This is a genomic window from Bradyrhizobium sp. CCGB12, from assembly GCF_024199845.1.
Lineage (GTDB): Bacteria > Pseudomonadota > Alphaproteobacteria > Rhizobiales > Xanthobacteraceae > Bradyrhizobium.
Genome location: NZ_JANADO010000001.1, coordinates 2,517,119 through 2,540,211, shown reverse-complemented (window position 1 = coordinate 2,540,211; position 23,093 = coordinate 2,517,119). Strand labels below are relative to the sequence as shown.

Sequence of the window (23,093 nt, the reverse complement as noted above, 5' to 3'; positions counted from 1 at the left end):
GACGATTTCAGCCGCGGCGCGCCGCCTCGATTGCGGCGACGTCTATCTTGGTCATTCCCATCATCGCGTCGAAGGCGCGTTTGGCCTCAGCGCCGCCCGCGGCAAGCGCCTCGGTCAGCACCCGCGGTGTGATCTGCCAGGAAACGCCCCATCTGTCCTTGCACCAGCCGCATGCACTCTCCTGCCCGCCATTGCCGACGATCGCGTTCCAATAGCGGTCTGTCTCCGCCTGGTCGTCGGTCGCCATCTGGAACGAGAAGGCCTCGTTGTGCTTGAAAATGGGACCGCCGTTGAGGCCGAGACAGGCAACGCCGGCCACGGTGAATTCGACCGTCAGCACATCGCCGGCCTTGCCGGAGGGATAATCGCTGGGCGCGCGGTGAACGGCACTCACGGCGCTGTCTGGAAAGGTCTTGGCATAAAAGCTTGCAGCCGCTTCGGCGTCCTTGTCGTACCAGAGGCAAATCGTGTTCTTGGCCATTGCGTTTCCTCTTTGGTTCCAGGCCAATCACACCGCAGCCCGTTGAGAGCAGACCGCGACGTGATCGACTTCGCCTAGATACTCGCTCGCATACGCGTCACCAAGGCGCGCCAATGCCGCGCCCTACCGCGCGGGTTCCGCCAAATCCCTGGCTGTCAGGTCACGCGGCAACACCGTCAGCAGCAGTGTCGCGCAGAACAAGCATAAGCCGCCGATGACATAGAGCGCCGTCGTCGTGCTGCCCGTGATATCCTTGACCGATCCGACCATGACCGGGCTGACGATGCCACCGACCTGCCCCAGCGTGTTGATGAGCGCGATTCCGCTCGCCGCTCCAGCGCCCGTGAGGATCTTCGGAGGCAGCGTCCAGAAGGTTGGAATGGCCGCAACCACACCGGCGCCGAGGATGGCAAGCGCACCGACCAGCGTGACGACATTCCGGTCGAACGCACCGGAGGCGAAGAAACCCACGGCCGCGGCCAGAACCAGGGCAGCGACAAACTTCGGGCGTTCGCCCGACGCATCCGACAAGCGTCCGACGATGATCATGCAGATCGCGCCGCAGATGTAGGGTACGGCGGTGAGGAAGCCGATCGCAGCCGCGCTGCCTCCGCCGGCCGCCTTGATCAGGTCAGGCGCCCAAAAATTGAGACCGTAGGACGCGATCTGGATCAGGAAGTAGATGAACCCGAGCAGCAGCACGCCGGGCATGAGCAGCGAGCGCCATGCCGAATGCTCACCAATCTCGCGCTTCTGGCGATCGAGCTGCACCGAGATCAGCCGTCGCTCGTCGTCACTCAGCCATTCGGCCTGTTCGATCCCGTCGTCGAAGCGCAGCAGCACGACGAAGCCAAGGGCAACGCACGGAATGCCGCCGGCCAGGAATAGCCATTGCCAGCCGGCGAGACCGTGCAGCCCATTCAGATAGTTGAGAATGAGACCGGAGATCGGCGCGCCGATGATCCCCGAGAATGCGGTGGCAAGAAAGAACACGGACGTCATGCGGCCGCGATGCGACTTTGGAAACCAGAGCGTCAGATAGTAGAGAATGCCGGGCGCAAATCCCGCCTCCATCGCCCCGATCACGAAGCGCAGCCCATAGAACTGCCATTCGCTCTGGACGAAAATCATGGCCGCCGTCGCCAGTCCCCAGGAGATCATGATGCGAGCGATCCAGCGCCGCGCGCCGAAGCGATAGAGCAGCATGTTGCTCGGCACTTCCAAGAGAACGTAGCCGACGACGAACAGGCTGGCGCCAAACCCGTAGGCCGTGTTGCTGAGACCAAGGTCGGCCTGCAGCGCGGCCTTGGCGAAGCTGATGTTGACGCGGTCGAAGAACGCAAAGAAGTAGCAGATGATGATCAGCGGCATCAGCCGCCATGCGATCTTCTTGATGACTTGCTGCTCTGTAATTCGCGTATCGAGGTCGGCGGTAGCCGCTGTGGCAATCGTCATGGTTTCCTCCAATGTGTTTTGAATTTTGATTACGTCGCTCAGCCGGAGCGCCGCAGGCGGTCCGGTATGGGATGCAGATCGAGGGGACGGCCGGCCTTGGCGACCTGCCCCGGCACCTCGTGTCCGACCAGCCCGGGCAATCGGAACGAGAGATCGATCAAGCGCTGCAGATCGAGACCGGTCTTGAGGCCGATCTCATGGCAGAGATTGACGAGGTCTTCGGTACAGACATTGCCGGTGGCTCCCGGCGCAAATGGACATCCGCCGAGGCCGCCCAGCGCGGCATCGAAGCGGCGCGCGCCGGTGTCATAGGCCGCAAGAACATTGACCAGGCCAAGGCCGCGCGTGTTGTGGAAGTGAAGCGTGAGCATGTCCGCAGGGACCAGCAGCAAGACCTCGGCGGCCAGCTGCGAGACCTGCTTGGGATTGGCCATGCCCGTGGTATCAGCGAGGGTGACGCCGTCGGCGCCAAGATCGAGATAGCGTTTGACGATATCCAGCACCTTTTCGAGCGGCTGCACGCCTTCGAACGGGCAACCGAACGCCGTCGCGACGGTGGCGTTGACCAACGCGCCGCTCTCATGGGCCAGCTTCACGATCTCGGTAAGCGACGTCAACGACTGCGCGTGCGTCATGTTCATATTGGCGCGGTTGTGCGTCTCGCTCGCCGACATCACGAAATTGAGCTCGTCGGCAAGCGACGCCAGCGCGAGCTCGGCGCCTTTCCGGTTCGGGACGAGCGCCGTGTAGATCGTGCCTGGACGCCGCTCGATTCCGGCGAACACGTCCGCCGCGTCGCGCAGCGACGGAACAGCCTTGGCCGACACGAATGAGGAAACCTCGATGCGGCCGAATCCGATCGCAGATAGCGAATTGATCAGCCGGATCTTGTCGCTGGTTTCGACCCATTTCGCTTCGATCTGCAGGCCGTCGCGCGGTGCGACTTCCTGGATCATGATATCCGGTGGTGTTGCCATCATTGCACCGCTCCGCTGCGGCGCAACTGCGCGATATCGCCTGCCTGCAGGCCGAGGCCCGTCAGCACCTCATCGGTGTGCTGGCCGAGCGTCGGGCCCGGCCACCTGACTTTGCCCGGGGTGTCGGAGAGCTTTGGCGCAATGCCCGGCATCTTCACGGTGACATCGCCCGGCAGATCGGTCGGCAGGATCATATCGCGGGCAGCGTAGTGGGGATCGTCGACGATGTCGGCGACCGAGTAGATCCGGCCCGCGGGAACGTCGGCTGCATCGAGGCGCGCGAGGATCTCGTCCATCGTCCGCTGCGAGGTCCAGGCGGCAATGGCGGCGTCCAGCAAGGCGTTGTTGCGGACCCGCCCGTCATTGCTGGCAAGAGCCGGGTCGTCGGCAAGGTCGGGACGGCCGACCACCCGCATCAGGCGCTTGAAGATCGCATCGCTGTTGCCGGCGATGACGACGTGGCGCCGATCGGAACTCGGATAGGTGTTGGAGGGACTGATGCCCGGCAGAGCCCCGCCGGTGCGCGTCCGGACGTGTCCCATGAGATCGTATTCCGGGACGAGGCTCTCCATCAAATTGAACACGCTCTCATAGAGCGAGACATCGACGACCTGTCCGCGGCCCTGCCCCGTCTTGACGCGGAGCAACGACATCAGGGCGCCGATCACGCCGTGCAGCGAGGCAAGACTGTCGCCGATGCTGATGCCGACCCGCGCCGGCGGGCTGTCCGGATCGCCCGTCGTGAAGCGCAGCCCGCCCATGGCTTCGCCGATCGCACCGAATCCGGAGCGGTCGCGATAAGGACCGGTTTGCCCGTAACCGGAGATGCGCACGAGTGTCAGGTTTGAATTGAGCTTTGACAGCACATCCCAGCCAAGACCGAGTTTTTCGAGACTGCCCGGCTTGAAGTTCTCGATCACGACGTCGGCTTGCGCAATCAAGCGCAGCACCACGTCGCGCCCCTCCGGTGACTTCAGATCGACCGCGATCGACTTCTTGTTGCGCGATTGCAGATACCACCAGAGCGAAGTGCCCTGATGCAGCTTGCGCCAACTGCGCAAGGGATCGCCACTGCCTGGCTGCTCGATCTTGATGACTTCGGCACCGAACTCGGCGAACAGCCGCGCTGCAAATGGCGCGGCAATCAACGTTCCGAGCTCGACAACCCGAATTCCGGATAATGGTCCATCCACGCCTGACGCTCCTCGATCTTCTTTGATCGTGGTGTCGCCGAGCGCGGGGTGTTAAGTCCAATATCCTTTGATGAAGCCGCGTTCGCGGATGACGAACGCAATGAAGATCGGGACTAGTGAGGTCTGCTGCCTGGCGTTCGCAGGTGATCGAGCATCAACTGGCTCGTCGCCGACAATCCCGCGGGATCTCTGGCGACCAGAACGAGCTCACGATCGGCCCAGTCGTCATTCAACTCGACGGCCGTCAGGTTCATGCCATGACTGAGGACTTCGAACGCACGGTCGGGAATGAGGCCAATTCCCATGCCGGCCTGCACCATCCGGCACGCCGCATCGAAGCCCGGGACATGGACCCGTAAGCGGATCGACTTGCCAATCTGTTGCGCCGTGTACTGCGAGCGGAGATAGATCGAGCTGGTTGCAAACAAGCCGACATGATCGTAGTCGAGCGTGTCGGCGAACGAGACATCTCTAGCCGACGCAAGCGGATGATCGGACCGCACCACGATGACAAGGCGGTCGCGGCGATAGGAAAATCGCTCCAGCCCGCGCGTCGACACATCCGCCGAGCAGATACCGATCTCGGCCACGCCCTCCTCGACGCCGCGAACGACATCGGCACTGGGACGTTCCTGTAGATCGAGCCGCACCAGCTCATGCGAGCGGAAAAAGCCGGGTAGATCGTCCGGCAGGAATTCGACGATGGACGACAAGTTGGCCAGCATCCGGACATGCCCGCGTACGCCCCGCGCATGCTCGGCCATGTCGACCGCGATCTTCTCGACGTTGAGCAGCGTCACCCGCGCATGATGCAGCAACGACTCGCCAGCCGGCGTCAGGGCCATGCCGTTCGGTTGGCGCTCGAACAATGAGACCTCGAGCACCTCCTCGAGGTCATGCATGCGCTTACTGACGGCCGAGGGCGCGATCGCCTCGCGCTGCGAGGCGCGCGTCAAATTGCCCTCTTCGCAGATGGCGATGAACAGCCGCAGGGTCGTGAGATCGATCCGCCTGGCGATGTTGATCTTGGGTGCCCCGCTCATTGAGCGCGACGATTGCATTTTCTCATGCATAGTCGGTTTCCAAGCCTGGGAGAATATAGCGTTCAGGCGCCCTGCGTTTCTCAAAATGGCGAGAGAGAGGCACTCGAATTGGAATCTGATACCAACGGCTCGCAAAGATCGGACAGTTTATTCCAAGATGAGCGCCATGCCCTCAACCTTGCTCGCGCGCATCATCGCGCTTTATCCTGGAAGCGCGGCCAACAGGTGGAGGTAACCTTGATTAATATCGACCGAATTCGCGCCGATACGCCGGCCGCCTCCCGGCTCGCATATCTCCATAACGCCGGCGCGGCTCTCATGCCGACCGCCGTTGTCGCGGCGATGAAGCAGCATATCGATCTGGAGGCCGAGATCGGCGGTTATGCAGCCGCCGATCAGGAGACGCGCCGCCTTGACGCGGTCTACGGCTCGGTGGCCCGGTTGCTGAATGCCGCGCCCGACGAGATCGCGCTCGTGGAGAATGCCACGGTCGCCTGGCAGATGGCGTTCTACGCCCTTCGGTTTCGCAAGGGCGATCGTATCCTGACCGCCGAGGCGGAATACGCCGCCAATTATGTCGCGTTCCTTCAAGTCGCCAAACGTACGGGCGCGGTCATCGATGTGGTGCCAAGCGATGCCAGCGGCGAGCTCGACCTCCACGCGCTCGAACGCATGATCGATCAGCGCGTGAAGCTGATCGCCATCACCTGGGTTCCGACCAATGGCGGGCTGGTCAATCCCGCTGCGGCGATCGGCAAGATCGCGCGGGCGCGGGGCATTCCCTATCTGCTCGATGCCTGCCAGGCAGTCGGGCAGATGGCGGTCGACGTCGAAGCGATCGGCTGTGACATGCTGTCTGCGACGGGACGCAAATTCCTGCGCGGCCCGCGCGGCACCGGCTTTCTCTACGTCCGCCGGGCAATGCTGCAACAGCTCGAGCCGCCGATGATCGACCATTTCGCCGCGCCCTGGGTCTCGCGGGACGCCTATCAATTGCGGGACGACGCCCGCCGCTTCGAGACCTGGGAGAACAATTATGCGGCCCGGCTTGGGCTGGGGGCCGCGGTCGACTATGCCCTCGATATCGGTATGGGTCCTATCGCACAGCGCTGCCGCCTGCTCGCAGACCGCCTGCGCAGCGGCCTCGCCTCCGTTGGCGGCATAGAACTTCGCGATCTCGGCCGCGCGCCAGGCGCCATCGTCAGCTTCACGGTGGATGGGGTTGAGGCGGACGCCATCGTCGACAGCGCCGCTGCGGCCGGCATCACCATCGGCGCCTCGGATCCGTCCAGCACCCGCATCGACGCCGAGATGCGCTCGCTGCCTTCGCTCGTGCGCGCCTCCCCGCACTACTACAATACGGAAGCCGAGATCGACCGGCTGATCGGGCACCTGATGGATCTGACGTCACGGTAGCAAGGAAGGAGCCGGCGCGGCCGGGCCGACCTTGAGGCCGATCTGCCGTTGCTCCGCCTGGCCTTCAGGCTCTTGTCGTCAGCGCCGAGAGCTGGTCGGTATCGAAGCGGGCGCGCAACTCGCTGATGTCTTTCGCATCTGGAGGTCCGCTCGCCGTAAGGTCAGCCAGCGCCTCGAAGTAATGCTCGTGCCCCGGCGGGGACACGGTCATGAGCACGCGGGCGGGCTTCTCGCTCACGTTGGTGATGTTGTGAGGAACGCCGGGAGGAATGAAGAGGTAGGTCCCTGGGGTAGCCCGGACAACCTCATCCCCGACATGCCATTCGCACTCGCCTTCCAGCATGTAGAAGGTCTCTTCCTGCAGCCGATGAACGTGCCGGCCGGTGGCGAACCCTGCCGGAATCGTCCAGTCGAACATGCTGGTGTGCCTGGTGTCTTCGCCTGTCACCAGAAAGGCCATTGGTTGGCCGCGCAGCATGACTCCCTTGGTCTCGCCGGGCCTGCGGATGACGTGTTTCGCGGTCATGTATCCCTCCATGGCTCGTTGTGGCCTTCTTCACGGCTGCGCAATGCTGGTCCAGCCCAGCGGGAAAGTCGTGAAGCCGCTCGGAAATCGTTGCAAAAAACCTGCGAAATGTGCCCTTCTTCGGCCAATGGCTGCGATCCTTGAATTTGGCCCCTTCCGCCTCGACGGCGATGCGGGGATCCTGTTCCACGGTGCCGAGCCGACCCCGCTCGGCCAGCGCGCCGTGCTGCTCTTGGCCCTCCTCGTCCGGCGGGCTGGTGTGCCGGTTCCAAAAGATGCCTTGATCGAGGCGGCCTGGCCCGCCCAGGCCGTCGATGACAGCAATCTCACCGTCCAGATCGCGGCGGTGAGGCGCACGCTGGCGGACATCTCCGGCGAGGCGCATTGGATCGAAACGCTGCCACGCCGTGGCTATCGCTATGTCGGCCCGGCCGTGACGCCGTCAGATCTCGATCGCGCACCGACCGCTCCCGAAGCACCGTTGCTGACGTTACCCGACAGGCCGTCGATTGCAGTGTTGCCTTTCGCGAACCTGAGTGGCGACGTGGAGCAGGACTATTTTGCCGACGGGATGGTCGATGACATCATCACCGGCCTCTCACGCATCAACTGGCTGTTCGTGATCGCGCGAAATTCCACATTTGCGTACAAGGGCCGCGCGGTGGACGTGAAGCAGGTCGGCCGAGAGCTTGGTGTGCGCTACGTGCTGGAAGGCAGCGTTCGCAAAACCGGCACGCTGGTCCGCATCACCGGCCAGTTGATCGATGCGTCGACTGGAATGCACGTATGGGCCGAGCGCTTTGACCGCCGGTCCGAAGACGTCTTCGCGCTCCAGGATGACATCGCACTATCGACCGTCGGCGCCATAGCGCCTAGCCTGCGGCGCGCTGAGATCAACAGGGTCAGGCGCAAGCGGCCGGACAGCCTGGATGCCTATGATCTCGTTCTGCGCGCCCAGCCGGACGTCGATTCCGGTATGCCGGCCCAGGTCAGCCAGGCGCTCGTGCTGCTTGAGCGCGCGATCGCGCTTGAGCCTGCATACGCGCTTGCGCACGGCAATGCGGCGATGTGCCATCATTGCCTGTTTCTTCGATCCGGTTTGCAGGAGATCAACCGCGAAGCCTCGATCCGCCACGCGCGATCGGCCATCGCCCACGGCCAGGATGATGCGCTTGCTCTCACGCTCGCGGGCTTTTCGATCGGCATGGATGGGCACGATCGCTCCGCAGCATTCGCCGCACTCGATGCCGCCCTGGCCATCAGCCCGTCCTCGGCGCTGACCTACATCCTCGGCAGCGTCATGCTCGGTTGGGGCGGCGACGCCGATCGTGCGATCGAATGGAGCGAACGGGGCATGCGGCTCAGTCCGTTCGATCCCTGGGCTTTCGCCGCATTCGACGCACAGGCTCTCGGGCACTTCCACCGCGGCCGATATGAGGAGGCGTGCCGCGCCGCTTACCGCTCGGTTCAGGCCAATCCTCGCCACAGCATCACCTATGTGCAACTGACTGCGGCGCTGGCAAAGCTTGGACGATTGCAGGAGGCGAAGGCGGCGGCCGCGCGGGTGCTGGAGCTGCACCCGACGTTCCGCTATGGCCGTCAATTCGAGGGCGTCAACTGCGCGCCGGCGCTCGCTGCCTCGCTTGGCGGGGCCCTCCGCGTTGCGGGCCTTCCGGAGTAGCGCTCAGCTCGGCCTTGCCTTTCGACGTGTCCCTTACGTGCAGCGCGCGCTCAAACCGGATGCGCTGAGCCTTGCCATCACCTCGTCGAGATGGGCGCTGTCGCGGGTCTCGATGACCAGTTGCAGCAGCGTGGCCTTTGCCGGCAAGTCGGAGAAGGTCCGCTGGTGCGAGACCTCGATGATGTTGGCGCCGGCTTCGGCAAGCAGCGCAGCCACCGCGGCCAATTGCCCTGGCCTGTCGGGGATATCGAGCGATAGCTGAGTCAGCCGCCCCTCGCGCGCAAGCTCGCGGGTCAGGACCGAGGCGATCAGCCTCGTATCGATGTTGCCGCCGCTCAGCACCAAGCCCACCTTCTGGCCAGCGAAGCGGGAGGGATCGGACATCACCGCGGCGAGGCCTGCCGCGCCGGCGCCCTCGACCACCGTCTTCTCGATCGAGATCAGGGTCGCCACCGCGCGCTCGAGCTCGGCTTCATTCACGAGCGCAATGTCGTCGACGAGGCGGCGGACGATTTCGGTCGTGATCTTGCCCGGCGATTTCACTGCGATGCCTTCGGCCAGCGTGTCGCCGCGCGCGGGCAGGTTGCCGTCATGAATGGCATTGTACATCGAGGGATAGAGCCAGGCCTCGACGCCCACCATCCGCAGCGAGGGTTTGATCGATTTCGCGGCAATGGCGGTACCACTGATCAGCCCGCCGCCGCCGATCGGGACGACCAGCGTGTCGAGGTCCGGCACTGCCCTCAGCATTTCCAGCCCGACGGTGCCCTGCCCCGCGATCACAAGCGGATCGTCGTAGGGGTGGACGAAGATCATGCTGCGGGCTTCGCCATGGTTGCGCGCGAAAGCGGCCGCCTCCTCCAGCGTCGCGCCCGTGACCACCACCTCCGCGCCGTGGTGCTTCGTGTTCTCGACCTTCACCATGGGTGTGCCGACCGGCATGACGATGGTGGCGGGAATGCCGAGCCTTCTGGCGTGATAGGCGACACCCTGCGCGTGGTTTCCCGCCGACATCGCGATGACGCCGCGCGCACGCTCATCCGGCGTCAGCGCGGTGAGCCGGTTGAGGGCGCCGCGTTCCTTGAACGAGGACGTGAACTGGAGATTCTCGAATTTGAGCCAGATGTCGCAGCTGCAGATGCTGCTCAGCGTGCGGCTGTAGCTGCAGGGCGTCTCGACGACGGCGCCCCGGATGGTCTCAGCGGCCGCATGGATGTCGCTTGGTGCGACCGGAAAGTCGCCGAGATCGGAGGTCGCGCTTTGGGACAATTCAGCCATAGGACAGCATAGAGCATTTGGCCGTCTCAGGCGATACGGCGGCTGCTATTTGGTAAATTCCTTGGAGCGTGAGGCCCGCCAAAGCGTCCACAGCGTGCGCAGCCGTGAGGCCGGCTGAGACGCGAACGGATTGCGCCCAGCTTGAGACAGACGCTTGAGGTCCGCTCGCGCATGGCTCATCGGCAAAAACGCGAGCCGCACGGACGGCGGCACCTGCGGCAGCAGCGACGAGGCCGTGGCCAGATGCCGCTGCGCCTCACCCGCGAGCTGGTCCAGCACGGCGCGCAAGGTTGGCGTCTCCCTGCCGGCGAACACATCTTCCACATTGCAATTGTGGCTCGCCAGCACCTGCTGCGGCAGGAACAATTGCCGGTGCGCCGCATCGCGCGGCAGATTGGCAATGACCTGGACGATGCCCTGGGCCAGCCCGGCATGACGGGCGAGATGCTCGGCCGCCTCAGACGGCGGCGCCATGATCCCCGCTGCGAGGGCAAGCAACGCCGATGAGGTCGCAGCCAGATAGCCCTCCAGCGCCGCCATGGTCGGCATCGGATCGTTGTAGAGATCGAACTGGTGCTCGTCGGCAAGCAGCGACAGCGGCTCGACCGGCAGGTCGTAATCGCGGATCGCACGCAGGAGCTCCGCCGCCACCGGATTACCCTCGGCGCTGCCATGGACATCGCCTGACAACATGTCGGTCCACCATTGCAGGCGAATCTCGCCGGGCAAGGGCTGGCTCACCTGGTCGCGAACGCGCACGATCTCGACATTGAAGGCATAGAGCGCCAGCAGCGCGCGGCGCTCGACGGCCGGCACGAACAGAGTCGCGACATAGCGCGGAAAATCGTGGCCGCGCACGAGATCGGCGCAGAAGGCAACGGAATCGGGCGGCGGCGCGGCGCTACTCATGGCACCGCGATCAGCGCGGCCGCGACGCGGCGCCGCTCGCCGATCATGATGTTGTAGGTGCGCACAGCAGGGCCGGTCTGCATCGTGTCCAGCACCACCCTCACCGCCTTCAGCGCCTGGCGCAGGTCCGGCGGCGGCAACCAGACCCCGGTTCCGGTGCCGATCAGAAGTGTGTCGATGCTGTTGGCGGCCGCGAACACCCGGTCCAGCGAATAGCGGTCGATCTTGGTGGGATCTGTCACATCCCAGGCCCAGATCGCGTCGGGCAAGCACAGCAGCGATCCCCGATGAGACATACCAGCAAAGGCGAAGCCGCCCTTGCCATAGGCCTCGATCGGTGCCGAGCGCGGGAAATGCGGTGCGTTGGGATCGCCGGCCATGAGCTTCGTCCGAATTGGCTTACTGCCCTCGCAAACTCCTGCGAGGGCATGCGGTTCGGATCATGCCTTGTTTTTCTTCGCCGGCGTAGCCGTGTCGGGCGCATCTTCGCGATGCTCGCCGACGCCGAGATAGATCAGGATCGGGGCCGCAATGAAGATCGAGGTGTAGGTGCCGACCAGCACCACGCCGAACATCATGACCGCGGTGAAGCTGTGGATGGCGTGACCACCGAACAGCAGCAGCGCGAGCAGCGCCAACGTCACCGTGACGTGGGTGATGATCGAGCGCGACAACGTCGAGTTGATGGACTCGTTGAGAAGCTGCGGCATCGGCATCTTCTTGTAGCGGCGCAACATCTCGCGGATACGGTCGTAGATGACGACGGTGTCGTTGAGCGAATAGCCCAGAATGGTCAGCAGCGCGGCGATGCTGGTGAGGTCGAAATCGACCTGGCTGATCGACATGAAGCCGATCGTGAGCACGATGTCGTGCACGTTGGCGATCATGGCGCCGAGCGCGAACTGCCATTCGAAACGGAACCAAAGATAGATCAGGATCGCTATGATCGCGAGCATCAGGCCGAGCATGCCGAAGGCCAGAAGCTCGCCGGAAACGCGCGGGCCGACCACTTCGACGCGGCGATATTCGACGGAATCGCCGAGCGCGCCGCGGACCTTCTGCACGGCTGCCTGCTGGGCGGCGTCACCGCCCGGCTGCTCCGCGACACGGATCAGGACGTTCTCGGCATCGCCGAACTGCTGGAGCTGCACTTCGCCGAGACGCAAGGAATCCAGCGTCGTGCGCATCGCTGCGATGTCGGCGGGGCCCGACTTCGACCTGACCTCCAGCAGCGTGCCGCCGCGGAAGTCGATGCCGAAATTCAGCCCATGGGTGAAGAACAGCGTGATGGCGACAATCGACAGCGCCGCCGAGATCGGGAAGCTGATACGGCGGAAGCGCGTGAAGTCGAAATGCGTATCATCCGGGACGATGCGCAGCGACGGCAAGAGGCCAAGGGCCGCGACCACGGTGAGAACGGCAATGAGGACGCCGAGCCCGATGAGAACGGTGTGAGTCACAGTCAGGCTCCTAGATCGGCACGCTCTGCGGCCGCTTCCACCGCACCCACCAGGCGACGATCAGCCTGGTCAGCGTGAACGCGGTGAACACCGTGGTGATGATGCCGATGCCGAGCGTCACGGCAAAGCCGCGCACCGGGCCGGTGCCGATGTAGAACAGCACGGCGGCGGCAATGAAGGTGGTGATGTTGGAATCGAGGATGGTCGCGAGCGCTCGCTTGAAGCCGGCGTCGATCGCCGAGATGGCATTGCGGCCGCCGCGCAATTCCTCGCGGATGCGCTCGTAGATCAGCACGTTGGAGTCGACCGCGATGCCGACGGTGAGCACGATGCCGGCGATGCCAGGCAGCGTCAGCGTGGCGTTGAGCAGCGACAGCAGGCCGAAGATCATGGCGACGTTGATCGCCACCGCGATGTTGGCGAACACGCCGAACAGGCGGTAGGTCACGAGCATGAACACGATGACGAGGATCGAGCCGACATAGGCCGCAAGCTCACCCTTCTCGATCGAGTCCTGGCCGAGGCCCGGACCGACGGTCCGTTCTTCGACGACGGTGAGCGGTGCTGGCAGCGCACCGGCGCGCAGCAGGATCGCGAGATCGTTGGCCGATTGCACGGTGAAGTTGCCCGAGATCTGGCCTTGGCCGCCGGTGATGGGCTCGCGAATCACGGGCGCCGAGATCACCTTGTTGTCGAGCACGATCGCGAAGGGCAACCCCACGTTTTCCTGTGTGGCCTGCGAGAACTTGCGGGCACCCGACGTGTTGAACTTGAAGCTGACGACCGGCTCGCCCGTGCGCTGGTCGAAGCTCGCTTGGGCGTCGGTCAGATCGCCGCCGGCGACCAGCACCTGCTTCTTGACCACATAAGGCGTCGGCGGCGGCGAGGCGCTCATCAGCAGCTCGGATTCCGGCGGCAACCTGCCCTGCTGCGCCTGATCCGGCGGCACGGAGGTGTCGACCATGCGGAATTCCATCTTCGCGGTCTTGCCCAGCAACTCCTTCAGGCGCGTCGGGTCCTGGAGACCGGGGACCTGCACCAGGATGCGGTCGTTGCCCTGGCGCTGGATCACGGGCTCGACGGTGCCGAGCTCGTTGACGCGGCGTTCGACAATCTGGATCGACTGCTCGATGGTCTTGCGCATGCGGTCGAGCATCGCGGCCTGCGGGATGCTCAGGCGGATCACGCCGCCACCGGCATCGGTGACCTCAAGGTCGCGCTGACCGCTGGATCCCATCAGACCGCCCAGCGGCTGGGACAGCTCCCGCAGCTTGGCAAGCGCGGCCTGCGCATCGGATTCCTTGGTGATCCGAACCTCGACCGCGTCATTGCGCACCGTGACGCCACCGGTGAAGCCGATCTTGGCATCGCGCAGCGTCCGGCGAACGTCGTCGCGGATCTGGTCCAGCCGCTCCTTCTTCACATAGGTGGAATCAACCTCGAGCAGCAGATAGGAGCCGCCCTGGAGATCGAGGCCGAGCACGAGCCGACGCTGCGCCCAGGCGGGCCAGGTCTTCACCTGCGCCTCGGGGAAGAAGTTGGGGACCGCGCAGAGGCACACGATCAGCGCCGTCAGGATAATCCCGAGCGCCCTCCACCGCGTGAAATACAACATCGACTGGACCTGTCAGATCAGGAGACTTGAAGAGACTCGCGGGAAGCGCTCACTTCGCCGCGGTGTCGTCCTTGGCGCTATCCTTCGCGCTTTCCTTGGCCGGCTCGCCCTTGGCGCGCACGCCGGAGATCATCTGGCGCATCTGCCGCACGCGCACGCCATCGGAGATCTCGAACTCGATCTGGTCGTCATCGACGACCTTGGTGACCTTGCCGACGAGGCCGCCCGAGGTCACGACGGTGTCGCCGCGGCGGATGTTCTTCACGAGATCGGCGTGGTCGCGGACTTTCTTCTGCTGCGGACGCAGAATCAGGAAGTACATGATCACGAAGATCAGGGCGAACGGCAGCAGCGACATCAACATGCTGTTGGTGTCGCCGGCGCCCGCGGCCTGGGCATACGCAGGGGTAATCAGCATTCGGACGATCCTCGTGAGAAACGGGGGAAGCCGGTCAGGCCCTCAAGGCGACCGGTTCGGTCAAATTCGCGCGGACTATAGCGGCCATTGCCCTAATTGCAACGCTGCCAGACCGCCCTTTTGACTACCTTGCGGCGCGGCGTCAGGCCCGATAAGGCTGCGTTCTCAGGAACTTCGGACATGCCCAAAAAACCAAGCAAAAGCCCGGCCGGCAAAGGCCCCCGTACCCCTGCCCGCAAGCCCGCCCGCGTCGCGGCAAAACGCCCCACGACGGCCTCCAAGGCAAATCCCAAGGCAAACTCCAGGGCAGCCCCAGACCTCTCGCAGGAGCGCATCGTCCGCGCGCTGGAGACCATTGCGGCCCAGCTTTCGGCCCAGCGCAATCCGGCCGTGGCGGCCGAATCGTTCGAACGGGCGGATGCCTATGTCTGGCACCCTGACGGCCGCCTTGCCGCGGTGCCGCGGGTCAGCCGGGTCGAGCTGTTCCTGCTCAAGGGCGTCGACCGGATGCGCGACATCCTGATGGAGAACACCGAGCGCTTCGCAAGCGGCCTGCCCGCCAACAACGCCCTGCTCTGGGGTGCGCGTGGCATGGGCAAGTCGTCGCTGGTGAAGGCCGCGCATGCCAGCATCAACGCAGACCGCAAGCCGGCCGACAAGCTCAAATTGATCGAGATCCATCGCGAGGACATCGAAACGCTGCCGATGCTAATGGAGAAGCTCCGCGACGCCAGCTTCCGCTTCATCGTGTTCATCGACGACCTCTCCTTCGACGGCAATGACGCGTCCTACAAGTCGCTCAAGGCCGTGCTCGAAGGCGGCATCGAGGGCCGGCCCGAGAACGTCATTCTCTACGCCACCTCCAACCGCCGCCATCTGCTGGCGCGCGACATGATCGAGAACGAGCGTTCGACCGCGATCAATCCCGGCGAAGCGGTTGAGGAGAAGGTCTCGCTGTCGGATCGCTTCGGCCTCTGGCTCGGCTTTCACCGTTGCAGCCAGGACGAATATCTCGCCATGGTGCGCGGCTATTGCAGCCATTTCGGCATTGAGGTCGACGACGAGGCGCTGGAGCGCGAGGCACTGGAATGGTCGACCACGCGCGGCTCACGCTCGGGCCGTGTCGCCTGGCAGTTCGTGCAGGAGCTGGCGGGCCGGCTCGGCGTGAAGCTGACGGCGAAGTAGCGGATAGGCCAACCCCGCTTTCGGCTGTTTTTCCCAACGGGAGGAATCAAGGGTGTCTATGCATAAAGCCGATTATGGCTGCATGTAGGGATCTGGGGTGCCGAGCTTGATCGGAGGGTACTTCTTGAAGCTCGCTTCCAGTTCTCCGACGATTCTCACTGCGGGATGTGAATTGGCCACAACCTGCAACTTAGTTAGCGTGCTCTGCTCAATAGCGTGCATTTTGCTTGATGGTCGGTACGCACCGCATCCGCGCGGCCACGAGCCTTACGATCTCGCCTCTAATCAAACGAAAAGATCCTCTTCCAATCCTTCTTCATGTCCACAACGGTCCATCTGTTCAGCGCTGCGGCATCGAGAGCGACATCGAGCTTGCCGAAATGTGATTGGCGGTCGTAGGCATATTCGCGTTCCGCATCGGTATGGTGGACGATCAGACCGAACCGCGCGCCGCTGGTCCCGAGCGTCGCCCATTGCAGCATTTCGAGGTCACCGTCGGAGTTGCCGAAGGCGGCGATCGGACGCCGGCCAATGTGGCTGTTGATCCCAATCGGCTTACCGGCCTTGTCGTCGATGAAATCGACCTCCGGCAAGCGAAACAGGACCGGCGTGCTGTCGCGCATTTCATATCGGGTCTTGATTGACGATCCGACGACCTGCTGGGGAGGCACGCCATAAATCGTCTCGGTCCATGGCCGCATGAATTCGATGCCGCCACCTGACACCATGAAGGTCTTGAAGCCGTTGGCGCGGAGGTAAGCGAGCAATTCGAGCATAGGCTGATACACGAGGTCGGTGTAGGGGCGTTTGAAGCGACCATCACGGGCGGTCGCAAGCCAGTCTGTGACGATCTTCTCAAACTCCGCCGTCGTCATGCCGGCGTGAGTCACCGCCACCAGCTCGGCCACACCCTTTTCTCCGAAGGCTGCGAGCGCCTTCAAGTCGCCGTTCAACACCGCCGCGAAGGGCTGCTTTTCCTTCCATTCCGGATGCATGGGCGCAAGAACCTTCACGCGATCCAGCACAAAAGCGAGCTGCACATACATCGGCTGCTCGATCCAAAGCGTCCCATCGTTGTCGAAGGTCGCGATGCGTTGATCGGGCGGTACGAAATAGGGCCCGCCACTTTCTGTGACACGCGCGACGAAGTCGAGGATTGACGATTTGGTCGCGCCGTCGTTCCAGGATGGCATGGGACCAGCTTGCGTTTGAGCAATGGCGGACGTGGAACGCAGAGCGGTATACAGAAGCGGAAGCATCGCCAGAGACGAGAGCAGTTCGCGACGGTCAAGGTGCGGAAATGGCACGAGCTGTTTCATTGTCGATCCGCTTTGATTGTGCGCTCGCTACTGGTCAACACTGACAGTGCGTGCGAGGCTGGTTTATCGCCGCCCTCCGTCGCGCGCTTGCCGATACGCCGCTTCGCAAGCAGTTGGATTCTGAATGCAGTGGACTGGCGAGCGCCGAAAGTGACGCCCGCCAATTCATACTGATCGATTAGTCGCTACGCCCGGCAGTCTTGGCCTGCTTGATCTGCTGTATCACCTGTTCGAGATTGTAGCTCGCAGGGTCCTGCAGCGGCGGATACGCGATATAGGTCTCAAGCTCCTTCAGCCAGAGCGCTTGGCCGATGGGCAGCATGTTCCAGTCGTAAACGTAGGCTGTGGAAGGCGACCCGATGGAGCCGCCCTGGCCCATCAGCGTCTTTATTTGTGAACCAACCGAGGTCTCACGGGTCGCGCTTGATATTGACGACCTGAGCCCAGTGATAGGGAAGAGCACCGGCAATAAATCCCGCCGGATTGTCGGATACCATCGTGAAATAGATCTTCCAGTTCTTGTAGCGGACCGCCGACGGATCCTTGCCCGAATAATAGAAGAAGGTATCGCGCGCCGACGTTTCCGAACGCCCGGAAAGGTATTCGGTCTGATCGACGCCATCGAGCGTCGTCTTCACGATGCCGGGATATTGGCCGGCCTCGATGCGCTTCTTCAACGCGTCTCCCTTTGCGCCACCGCCGATGTTGACAAACGTGGGCAGCCAGTCGAGCGCTGCAAACATTTCGTTCTTGATGGTACCGGGCTTGATGACCCCCGGCCAGCGAACGAGCGCCGGCGCGCGCATTCCGCCTTCCCAGGTGCTCAGCTTACCGCCCTTGAACGGAGTGGTGCCGCCGTCCGGAAAGGTGATGGTTTCGGCGCCGTTGTCGGTGGTGAACACGACGATCGTGTTGTCGAGCTGTCCCATGTCCTGGAGCTTCTTGAGCACATAGCCGATGTTGTCATCCATCTGCTTCATGCCGGCCTCGTTGAGGCCCCAGTCCTTGCCGCCGGGCTCGCCGACCATGGCCGCGTACTTATCGTTCAGCACGGTCGTGATGTGCATGCGCGCAGGGTTGTACCAGACGAAGAAAGGCTTGCCCGTCGTCTTCGGATCGTTGCGATCGATGAAGTCGATGACCTTGGCCGAGATTTCCTCGTCGACCCCCTTCGATCGTTCGAGTGTCAGCGGGCCCTGGTCGACGCACTGCTGAGTTCGCGATGAACCGTCCGACTTGCACGACAGGATGTTTCGCGGAGGCGTCAGGCAAACCGACGTTCTCGGATCAACCGCGCCCGGGACCTCCGGGATGCCGGGGATCGGCGTATTCTTGCATGGCGGGGCGACCGTCTGCTGGCTGGGGGTCTTGTTGATGTCCGGGAAGCTCACGCCCTGCATCGCATCGAGGTGATACAGGTAGCCCCAGAATTCCTGGAAGCCATGCGCGGTCGGCAGCGCGTCGGTGTGATCGCCAAGATGGTTCTTGCCGAATTCGCCGGTGTTGTAGCCGAGATCGAGCAGAAACTTTGCGACCGCCGGCGTGCCGGGCCGCAGATAGGAGGGGCTACCGGGCAGTTGCGGCGGGATCATGCCGGTGCGCAGCGGATGCATGCCGGTGAAGAAGGCGTTGCGGCCTGCGGTGCAACTCTGCTCGGCATAGTAATGCGTGAATATCGCGCCTTCATTGCCGATGCGGTCGATATTGGGCGTCTCGCCGACCATCAGGCCACGATGGTAGATGCTCGGCTGGTAGAGGCCGATGTCGTCACCCATGATGAAGAGGATGTTGGGCTTCTGGGCCGGCTGCGCGGTTGCCGGTGTGCTGGCCGGCCCGGACAGTGAAATTGACATCAGTGTCGTCGCACTGAGCAACGCGTCGCAGGAACGTTTATGCCAACCTGCTGCCCTCTTGCGCAGCACATTTCCGGTAACTAATGGTTTTTCACTCGGTACAAAGCCGACCATAGCGTCACTCTCCTCTTCGTTGAGCATCAGATGCTTTTCGCCTGATGCATCGAAAGCTCAGGTGACTCGTGGATGTATCGACCGGCTCCGCATGCCGCGCAGCCGGCCGGTAGCGCCGGCAGTAGTTCGGCGCGCACAAATGCGAGCCGCCTTTGATGACCTTGCGTGGAATCTTGACGTTGGTCGTTCTGGGGTCGTAGCTATCGGCCTCGCGGCCGCCGCGCGGGTTCTCTGGAATGCAGCAGGCTTTTGCAGCGTCGGCTTCATGCCGAGGCGAATACCAGTCGGACGTCCACTCCCAGACGTTGCCGATCATATCGTGCAGCCCGTATCCATTCGGCGGAAATGCGGTGACCGGCGATGTCCGTTCGTATCCATCGTCCCTGGTGTTCTGGCTTGGAAATCCGCCCTGCCAGGTATTGGCCATGTGACGGCCCCCAGGCGCAAATTCATCTCCCCATGCGAACTCGGCGCCATCCAGCCCGCCGCGCGCCGCGAATTCCCATTCCGCCTCGGTCGGCAAATCCTTGCCGGCCCATTTTGCGTAGGCGAGCACATCGCTGAAGGCCACATGCACGACGGGATGATTGTCCAGCCCACGGATGTCGCTGCCCGGCCCGTAGGGATGCCGCCAGTTCACGCCTTTGGCGAAGGTCCACCACTGGCTAAAGTCCCGGAGACTGACCGGATACGCGGGCGGAGAGAACATCAGCGAGCCCGCATAGACCATGTGCGGGAGCATTCCAGGATAGTCCTTTGGATCGGGCGTGATCTCGGCAACGGTGACGTGGCCGGTAGCCTTGGCGAACGCCTTGAATTGCCGGTTCGTCACTGGATGGCGATCCATCCAGAACCCATCCACGGTGACGCGGTGGACCGGCGCTTCCTCCGGATAATGCCGATCCGAACCCATGCGAAACGTGCCGCCCGGCACGTATAGCATCCCCTCACCCGCTGGATGCTGGTACGATTGTCCGAAATCAGGCGACGATTTCGCATCAGCCAGCTTCATGCCGATCTCCGGACCGGTGCATCATTGGCTTGCGCCGCTACGAAAAGGAAACGCCATGCCTCCAGGTTGATTTAGATCAAGGCTCCTGGCGGGCCATTCACGACGTCGCCGGGGCCGCCTTGCAGGTCCGCCGCACCATCGAAACCGAAGCAGATTCAGAGCAATAGGACGTCTCACCGGCAGACATCGGCGATTTTGCACGGGATTGTTTTTCGAAATTGATGGCGCTCGTCACATTTTGTGTCCGAGTTTGTCTGCGTGCTAATCGACGTCACGATTCACGTCAGCCTCGCGGCTTGGCAATTGCCGTCTCTGAAATGCGGATCGTCCGCCCCAGCGCGCAATGTGCACAAGGCGGACGATGACAGCGCGAGTATGGGAGGAGCGCGCTCAGTCGAAGCGATGCGCCTCACGCCCCGTTCAGGAATTGAAGCGGGTCAACCGGGCTCGATCCCTTGCGGATCTCGAAGTGGAGCTGCGGCGACGCCACTTCCCCGGATTGACCCGACTTGGCAATGACCTGACCGCGCTTGATGCTATCGCCGCGCTTCACCAACAGCTCACTCGCATGGGCATATGCGGTGACGTAGCCATTGGAGTGCCGAACCAGGACCAGATTGCCGTAACCTTTCAGCTCGTTGCCGGAATAGGCGACGACGCCGTCTTCGGCCGCCTTGATCGGCGTCCCCTCGGGCACCGCGAGGTTGATGCCGTCATTGGACTTGCCGTTGGTCTTGGCGCCGTAAGTTGTGACCACCTTGCCACGCACCGGCCAGCGGAAGGTCGGCAGGGCGCCGGTGGCCTCCGCGGCCTTCGCCTGGGTTTCGGCGGGCTTTTCTTCGACATTGGCCGTGGCCTGGGCCAGACGCGCGCTCTGCGCGGGCGCGGCGGCAGCGGCCATCTTGGTGGCGGGCGCCGGAGCGGCTGCGACCGGCTGGAGCGTTCCTGCCACCGGGGCGGCTGCGACCGGAGCCGCAGCAACTGGCGCGGCGACGGCGGCAGTCTTGGCGCCGGGCACGGTCAGCTTGGTACCGAGCTTGAGTTTCGCCGACGGGCCAAGACTGTTGGCACGCGCCAGTTCGGCCACTGAGATGTGGTTCTTGCGCGCGATGCTGGCGAGCGTGTCGCCGCGGTTGACGAAGTGGGTGCTCGGCGGCGCAGCGACGGCTGCAACCGGCTTCGCCGCAGGCGCCGCCGCGACGGGAGCCATCGCCGGCGCGGGCGCAGCGGCCGTGGCTGGATGCGGGATAATCAGCTGCTGGCCGGGCGAGAGCGCGCGCGGGCCCTTGTAACCGTTGGCGGCGAGGATCGCCTGCGGCGTGACGTGATAGCGCTTGGCGACCACGTCGAGCGTGTCGCTGGTGCCGACGATGATCTTGGTGCCGCCGGCCGGCTGGGCGGCCGCAACCGAGCGCGGCGGCGGCACGGTCGCCGTGGTCTCGAGATGCGGCTGCGCCGGGGGCGCATAGGAGCTGACGCCGCGGCCGCCACCGGAGACGCCACCACCCGAAGTGACGGGATAGGATTGCGGCGCGGACACCGCTGGCGGCGGCAAGGGCTGGGACTGGTAATAGCCCGGCTGCGTCTGCGGCCGCGCATATTGCGGCAGCTCACGCTGCGGCGGCGGTGCCTGCTGCACCGAGCCGGTGGATTCCGAGGCGAAGGGGTTGGAGAAGTTCGACTGGGACAGCCGCGACGACATGTCGGCGCTGCACCCTGCAAAACTGAAGGAGATCAGCGCCAGCACCGCGACCTGCGGCACACGGCGCGAGTAAAGCAACTCGGCGACGACAGACATGGTTACTCACTCGTACGCAACAGAACTGGTCTTTTAAGTAAACACGCGCCGAGTAAATAACGGCTTAACCCTCCCAATAAGATGTTGGCAGCACAGCCAATCCGGAATTCTACAGCTCCCGCGCCACGCCGGGCAGCGCCGGCACGAAGCGGACCTCGACGAGTTCCTTGCGCTCGATCCCCCGTTCGGTGCGGCTGAGGCGGATCAGCGTCTGCACGCCCTGATGCGGGCCGACCGGTGCGATCAGGATGCCCCCGACATCGAGCCGCTCGACCAGATTCTCCGGAATCTGCTCCATCGCGGCGGTGACGATGACGCGGTCGAACGGGCCGATATTGGGAGCCAGGTTGAGACCATCGCCCAGCATCACCTCGACATTGTGACAGCCGAGCTTTTCGAGTCTGGCGCGTGCGGCGTTGGCCAGCTTGCGATAGCGCTCGACCGTGAGCACCTGCCCCGCGAGCCGCGACAGCACGGCGGCCTGATAGCCGGAGCCGGCACCGATCTCGAGCACCCGGTGGCGCTTTTGGAGCTGGAGCTGCTCAGTCATATAAGCGACGACGAAGGGCTGGCTGATGGTCTGGCCGCAGGCAATCGGCAGCGCACTGTCGCGATAGGCGCCCTCACGATCGGCCTCATCGACGAACAGCTCGCGCGGCACCTCTTCCATGGTCCGCAGCACCGCCTGATCGCTGATGCCCCGACGCCTCAGCGTGAGCTGAAACATCATCTTTTCCGGTGGATGCTGATGGGAGGTCATTGCCGCCAATGTTGTCTTGTCGGGTCCGGGCGATCACCAAGCCCGGCCGCGAGAATCTTGTTCCTGCTCAGGAACCCATGATATCCTTCAGGCGACGCATTTGACCACAAATTGGCTTGCAGGGGGCCGGCCGCAAAGCCATTTTCAGGCATCCGTTCGTCGAAACGCGCATTGCGTCGATTCATGTTATCTGCGAACGTTTTTGGGAATGGGCAAGGACTCAACTATGACCGCGACAGGGCTTTCCGGCCGCTCTGTATTCCTCGTCGAGGACGAGGTGATGATCAGGATGATGGTCGCGGACATGCTCGAAGAGCTGGGCTACAAGGTCGCGGCCGAGGCAGGCGACATCACCGAGGCCATGCGGCTCGCCCAGGCGACCGAGTTCGACATCGCCATTCTCGACGTCAACGTCAACGGCAAGGTCATCTCGCCGGTCGCCGATGTCATCAAGGAGAAGGGCTGCCCGTTCATCTTCGCCACCGGCTACGGCTCCTCCGGCCTGCCCGAACAGTACCGCGATCGGCCGGCACTCCAGAAGCCGTTCCAGCTCGATGCGCTCGGCAAGACCATCGAAGCCGCGCTTCGCGGCGGCTAGGC

20 protein-coding genes and 1 pseudogene are annotated in these 23,093 nt (G+C 63.5%); 4 read left to right on the top strand and 17 right to left on the bottom strand.

Annotated features, from left to right (window positions below; genetic code table 11):
• Nucleotides 1–7: 7 nt before the first annotated feature.
• The 5 genes from NLM27_RS12185 to NLM27_RS12165 all read right to left on the bottom strand — a co-directional run bounded on the left by NLM27_RS12185 (nt 8) and on the right by NLM27_RS12165 (nt 5,149).
• Nucleotides 8–481, bottom strand: a complete 474-nt coding sequence (locus NLM27_RS12185; RefSeq protein WP_254143523.1) for a VOC family protein — start codon at nt 479–481, stop codon at nt 8–10.
• A 123-nt stretch (nt 482–604) separates the two neighbouring features.
• On the bottom strand, nt 605–1,936 hold the full coding sequence (locus NLM27_RS12180; RefSeq protein WP_254143522.1) for an MFS transporter: 1,332 nt from the start codon (nt 1,934–1,936) through the stop codon (nt 605–607).
• A gap of 38 nt (nt 1,937–1,974) precedes the next feature.
• Nucleotides 1,975–2,916 (bottom strand): hydroxymethylglutaryl-CoA lyase, encoded by a 942-nt coding sequence (locus NLM27_RS12175; protein WP_254143521.1) that lies wholly within the window; start codon nt 2,914–2,916, stop codon nt 1,975–1,977.
• Complete coding sequence (locus tag NLM27_RS12170; protein WP_254143520.1) at nt 2,913–4,106, bottom strand: CaiB/BaiF CoA-transferase family protein; 1,194 nt, start codon at nt 4,104–4,106, stop codon at nt 2,913–2,915. Before NLM27_RS12170 ends, NLM27_RS12175 begins: the two co-directional genes overlap by 4 nt.
• 113 nt (nt 4,107–4,219) lie before the next feature.
• Nucleotides 4,220–5,149, bottom strand: a complete 930-nt coding sequence (locus tag NLM27_RS12165) for a LysR family transcriptional regulator (RefSeq protein WP_254143519.1) — start codon at nt 5,147–5,149, stop codon at nt 4,220–4,222.
• 237 nt (nt 5,150–5,386) lie between these two features.
• On the opposite strand from NLM27_RS12165, the gene NLM27_RS12160 reads away from it, so the two are divergent.
• Entirely contained in the window at nt 5,387–6,565 is a 1,179-nt protein-coding gene (locus tag NLM27_RS12160) for an aminotransferase class V-fold PLP-dependent enzyme (protein WP_254143518.1), read from the top strand.
• Between the two features lie 64 nt (nt 6,566–6,629).
• Here NLM27_RS12160 and NLM27_RS12155 read toward each other — a convergent pair whose 3' ends face one another.
• Entirely contained in the window at nt 6,630–7,091 is a 462-nt protein-coding gene (locus NLM27_RS12155; RefSeq protein ID WP_254143517.1) for a cupin domain-containing protein, read from the bottom strand.
• A 127-nt stretch (nt 7,092–7,218) separates the two neighbouring features.
• Between NLM27_RS12155 and NLM27_RS12150 the strand changes: the two genes are divergently transcribed.
• Nucleotides 7,219–8,772: a winged helix-turn-helix domain-containing tetratricopeptide repeat protein gene (locus NLM27_RS12150; RefSeq protein WP_254143516.1), complete on the top strand. Its 1,554-nt coding sequence runs from the start codon at nt 7,219–7,221 to the stop codon at nt 8,770–8,772.
• Between the two features lie 33 nt (nt 8,773–8,805).
• Here the strand turns inward: NLM27_RS12150 and NLM27_RS12145 are convergent, their stop codons facing one another.
• The 6 genes from NLM27_RS12145 to yajC are packed head-to-tail and all read right to left on the bottom strand — an operon-like array spanning nt 8,806 to nt 14,452.
• Nucleotides 8,806–10,050 carry a threonine ammonia-lyase gene (locus NLM27_RS12145; protein WP_254143515.1) on the bottom strand — a complete coding sequence of 415 codons (1,245 nt, stop codon included), beginning with the start codon at nt 10,048–10,050 and terminating at the stop codon, nt 8,806–8,808.
• Nucleotides 10,051–10,095: 45 nt separating this feature from the next.
• A complete protein-coding gene (locus tag NLM27_RS12140; protein WP_254143514.1) occupies nt 10,096–10,959 on the bottom strand; it encodes a phytoene/squalene synthase family protein in 864 nt (287 codons plus the stop codon).
• Nucleotides 10,956–11,339: an Mth938-like domain-containing protein gene (locus NLM27_RS12135; RefSeq protein WP_254143513.1), complete on the bottom strand. Its 384-nt coding sequence runs from the start codon at nt 11,337–11,339 to the stop codon at nt 10,956–10,958. Before NLM27_RS12135 ends, NLM27_RS12140 begins: the two co-directional genes overlap by 4 nt.
• A gap of 60 nt (nt 11,340–11,399) precedes the next feature.
• Entirely contained in the window at nt 11,400–12,419 is a 1,020-nt protein-coding gene (gene secF, locus NLM27_RS12130) for a protein translocase subunit SecF (protein WP_254143512.1), read from the bottom strand.
• Between the two features lie 10 nt (nt 12,420–12,429).
• Nucleotides 12,430–14,034 (bottom strand): protein translocase subunit SecD, encoded by a 1,605-nt coding sequence (gene secD, locus NLM27_RS12125; protein ID WP_254143511.1) that lies wholly within the window; start codon nt 14,032–14,034, stop codon nt 12,430–12,432.
• 49 nt (nt 14,035–14,083) lie between these two features.
• A complete protein-coding gene (yajC, locus tag NLM27_RS12120; protein WP_254143510.1) occupies nt 14,084–14,452 on the bottom strand; it encodes a preprotein translocase subunit YajC in 369 nt (122 codons plus the stop codon).
• Between the two features lie 180 nt (nt 14,453–14,632).
• On the opposite strand from yajC, the gene NLM27_RS12115 reads away from it, so the two are divergent.
• Nucleotides 14,633–15,637 (top strand): ATP-binding protein, encoded by a 1,005-nt coding sequence (locus tag NLM27_RS12115; protein ID WP_254143509.1) that lies wholly within the window; start codon nt 14,633–14,635, stop codon nt 15,635–15,637.
• Nucleotides 15,638–15,918: 281 nt separating this feature from the next.
• Here the strand turns inward: NLM27_RS12115 and NLM27_RS12110 are convergent, their stop codons facing one another.
• The 5 genes and pseudogenes from NLM27_RS12110 to NLM27_RS12090 all read right to left on the bottom strand — a co-directional run bounded on the left by NLM27_RS12110 (nt 15,919) and on the right by NLM27_RS12090 (nt 22,493).
• Entirely contained in the window at nt 15,919–16,896 is a 978-nt protein-coding gene (locus NLM27_RS12110; protein WP_254148807.1) for an HAD family phosphatase, read from the bottom strand.
• A gap of 238 nt (nt 16,897–17,134) precedes the next feature.
• Nucleotides 17,135–18,809: pseudogene (locus NLM27_RS12105) on the bottom strand (arylsulfatase).
• Nucleotides 18,810–18,927: 118 nt separating this feature from the next.
• Nucleotides 18,928–19,935 (bottom strand): formylglycine-generating enzyme family protein, encoded by a 1,008-nt coding sequence (locus tag NLM27_RS12100; protein ID WP_375142246.1) that lies wholly within the window; start codon nt 19,933–19,935, stop codon nt 18,928–18,930.
• 409 nt (nt 19,936–20,344) lie between these two features.
• The gene (locus NLM27_RS12095; protein ID WP_254143508.1) at nt 20,345–21,733 is read right to left on the bottom strand and encodes a LysM peptidoglycan-binding domain-containing M23 family metallopeptidase; all 1,389 of its coding nucleotides are present in this window, start codon (nt 21,731–21,733) and stop codon (nt 20,345–20,347) included.
• A 109-nt stretch (nt 21,734–21,842) separates the two neighbouring features.
• Complete coding sequence (locus NLM27_RS12090; RefSeq protein WP_254143507.1) at nt 21,843–22,493, bottom strand: protein-L-isoaspartate(D-aspartate) O-methyltransferase; 651 nt, start codon at nt 22,491–22,493, stop codon at nt 21,843–21,845.
• A gap of 226 nt (nt 22,494–22,719) precedes the next feature.
• On the opposite strand from NLM27_RS12090, the gene NLM27_RS12085 reads away from it, so the two are divergent.
• Complete coding sequence (locus tag NLM27_RS12085) at nt 22,720–23,091, top strand: response regulator (RefSeq protein WP_254143506.1); 372 nt, start codon at nt 22,720–22,722, stop codon at nt 23,089–23,091.
• The last annotated feature ends 2 nt before the right edge of the window (nt 23,092–23,093 follow it).

Bases quoted from the DNA above. Each gene is read 5' to 3' on its own strand.
- NLM27_RS12150 (WP_254143516.1), top strand. From the start codon at position 7,219: ATGGCTGCGATCCTTGAATTTGGCCCCTTCCGCCTCGACGGCGATGCG.
- NLM27_RS12155 (WP_254143517.1), bottom strand. From the start codon at position 7,091: ATGACCGCGAAACACGTCATCCGCAGGCCCGGCGAGACCAAGGGAGTC.
- NLM27_RS12095 (WP_254143508.1), bottom strand. From the start codon at position 21,733: ATGTCTGTCGTCGCCGAGTTGCTTTACTCGCGCCGTGTGCCGCAGGTC.
- NLM27_RS12145 (WP_254143515.1), bottom strand. From the start codon at position 10,050: ATGGCTGAATTGTCCCAAAGCGCGACCTCCGATCTCGGCGACTTTCCG.
- NLM27_RS12175 (WP_254143521.1), bottom strand. From the start codon at position 2,916: ATGATGGCAACACCACCGGATATCATGATCCAGGAAGTCGCACCGCGC.
- NLM27_RS12180 (WP_254143522.1), bottom strand. From the start codon at position 1,936: ATGACGATTGCCACAGCGGCTACCGCCGACCTCGATACGCGAATTACA.
- NLM27_RS12185 (WP_254143523.1), bottom strand. From the start codon at position 481: ATGGCCAAGAACACGATTTGCCTCTGGTACGACAAGGACGCCGAAGCG.
- NLM27_RS12085 (WP_254143506.1), top strand. From the start codon at position 22,720: ATGACCGCGACAGGGCTTTCCGGCCGCTCTGTATTCCTCGTCGAGGAC.
- NLM27_RS12140 (WP_254143514.1), bottom strand. From the start codon at position 10,959: ATGAGTAGCGCCGCGCCGCCGCCCGATTCCGTTGCCTTCTGCGCCGAT.
- NLM27_RS12165 (WP_254143519.1), bottom strand. From the start codon at position 5,149: ATGAGCGGGGCACCCAAGATCAACATCGCCAGGCGGATCGATCTCACG.
- yajC (WP_254143510.1), bottom strand. From the start codon at position 14,452: ATGCTGATTACCCCTGCGTATGCCCAGGCCGCGGGCGCCGGCGACACC.
- NLM27_RS12115 (WP_254143509.1), top strand. From the start codon at position 14,633: ATGCCCAAAAAACCAAGCAAAAGCCCGGCCGGCAAAGGCCCCCGTACC.
- NLM27_RS12110 (WP_254148807.1), bottom strand. From the start codon at position 16,896: ATGCTTCCGCTTCTGTATACCGCTCTGCGTTCCACGTCCGCCATTGCT.
- secD (WP_254143511.1), bottom strand. From the start codon at position 14,034: ATGTTGTATTTCACGCGGTGGAGGGCGCTCGGGATTATCCTGACGGCG.
- NLM27_RS12135 (WP_254143513.1), bottom strand. From the start codon at position 11,339: ATGGCCGGCGATCCCAACGCACCGCATTTCCCGCGCTCGGCACCGATC.
- NLM27_RS12100 (WP_375142246.1), bottom strand. From the start codon at position 19,935: ATGAAGCTGGCTGATGCGAAATCGTCGCCTGATTTCGGACAATCGTAC.
- NLM27_RS12090 (WP_254143507.1), bottom strand. From the start codon at position 22,493: ATGACCTCCCATCAGCATCCACCGGAAAAGATGATGTTTCAGCTCACG.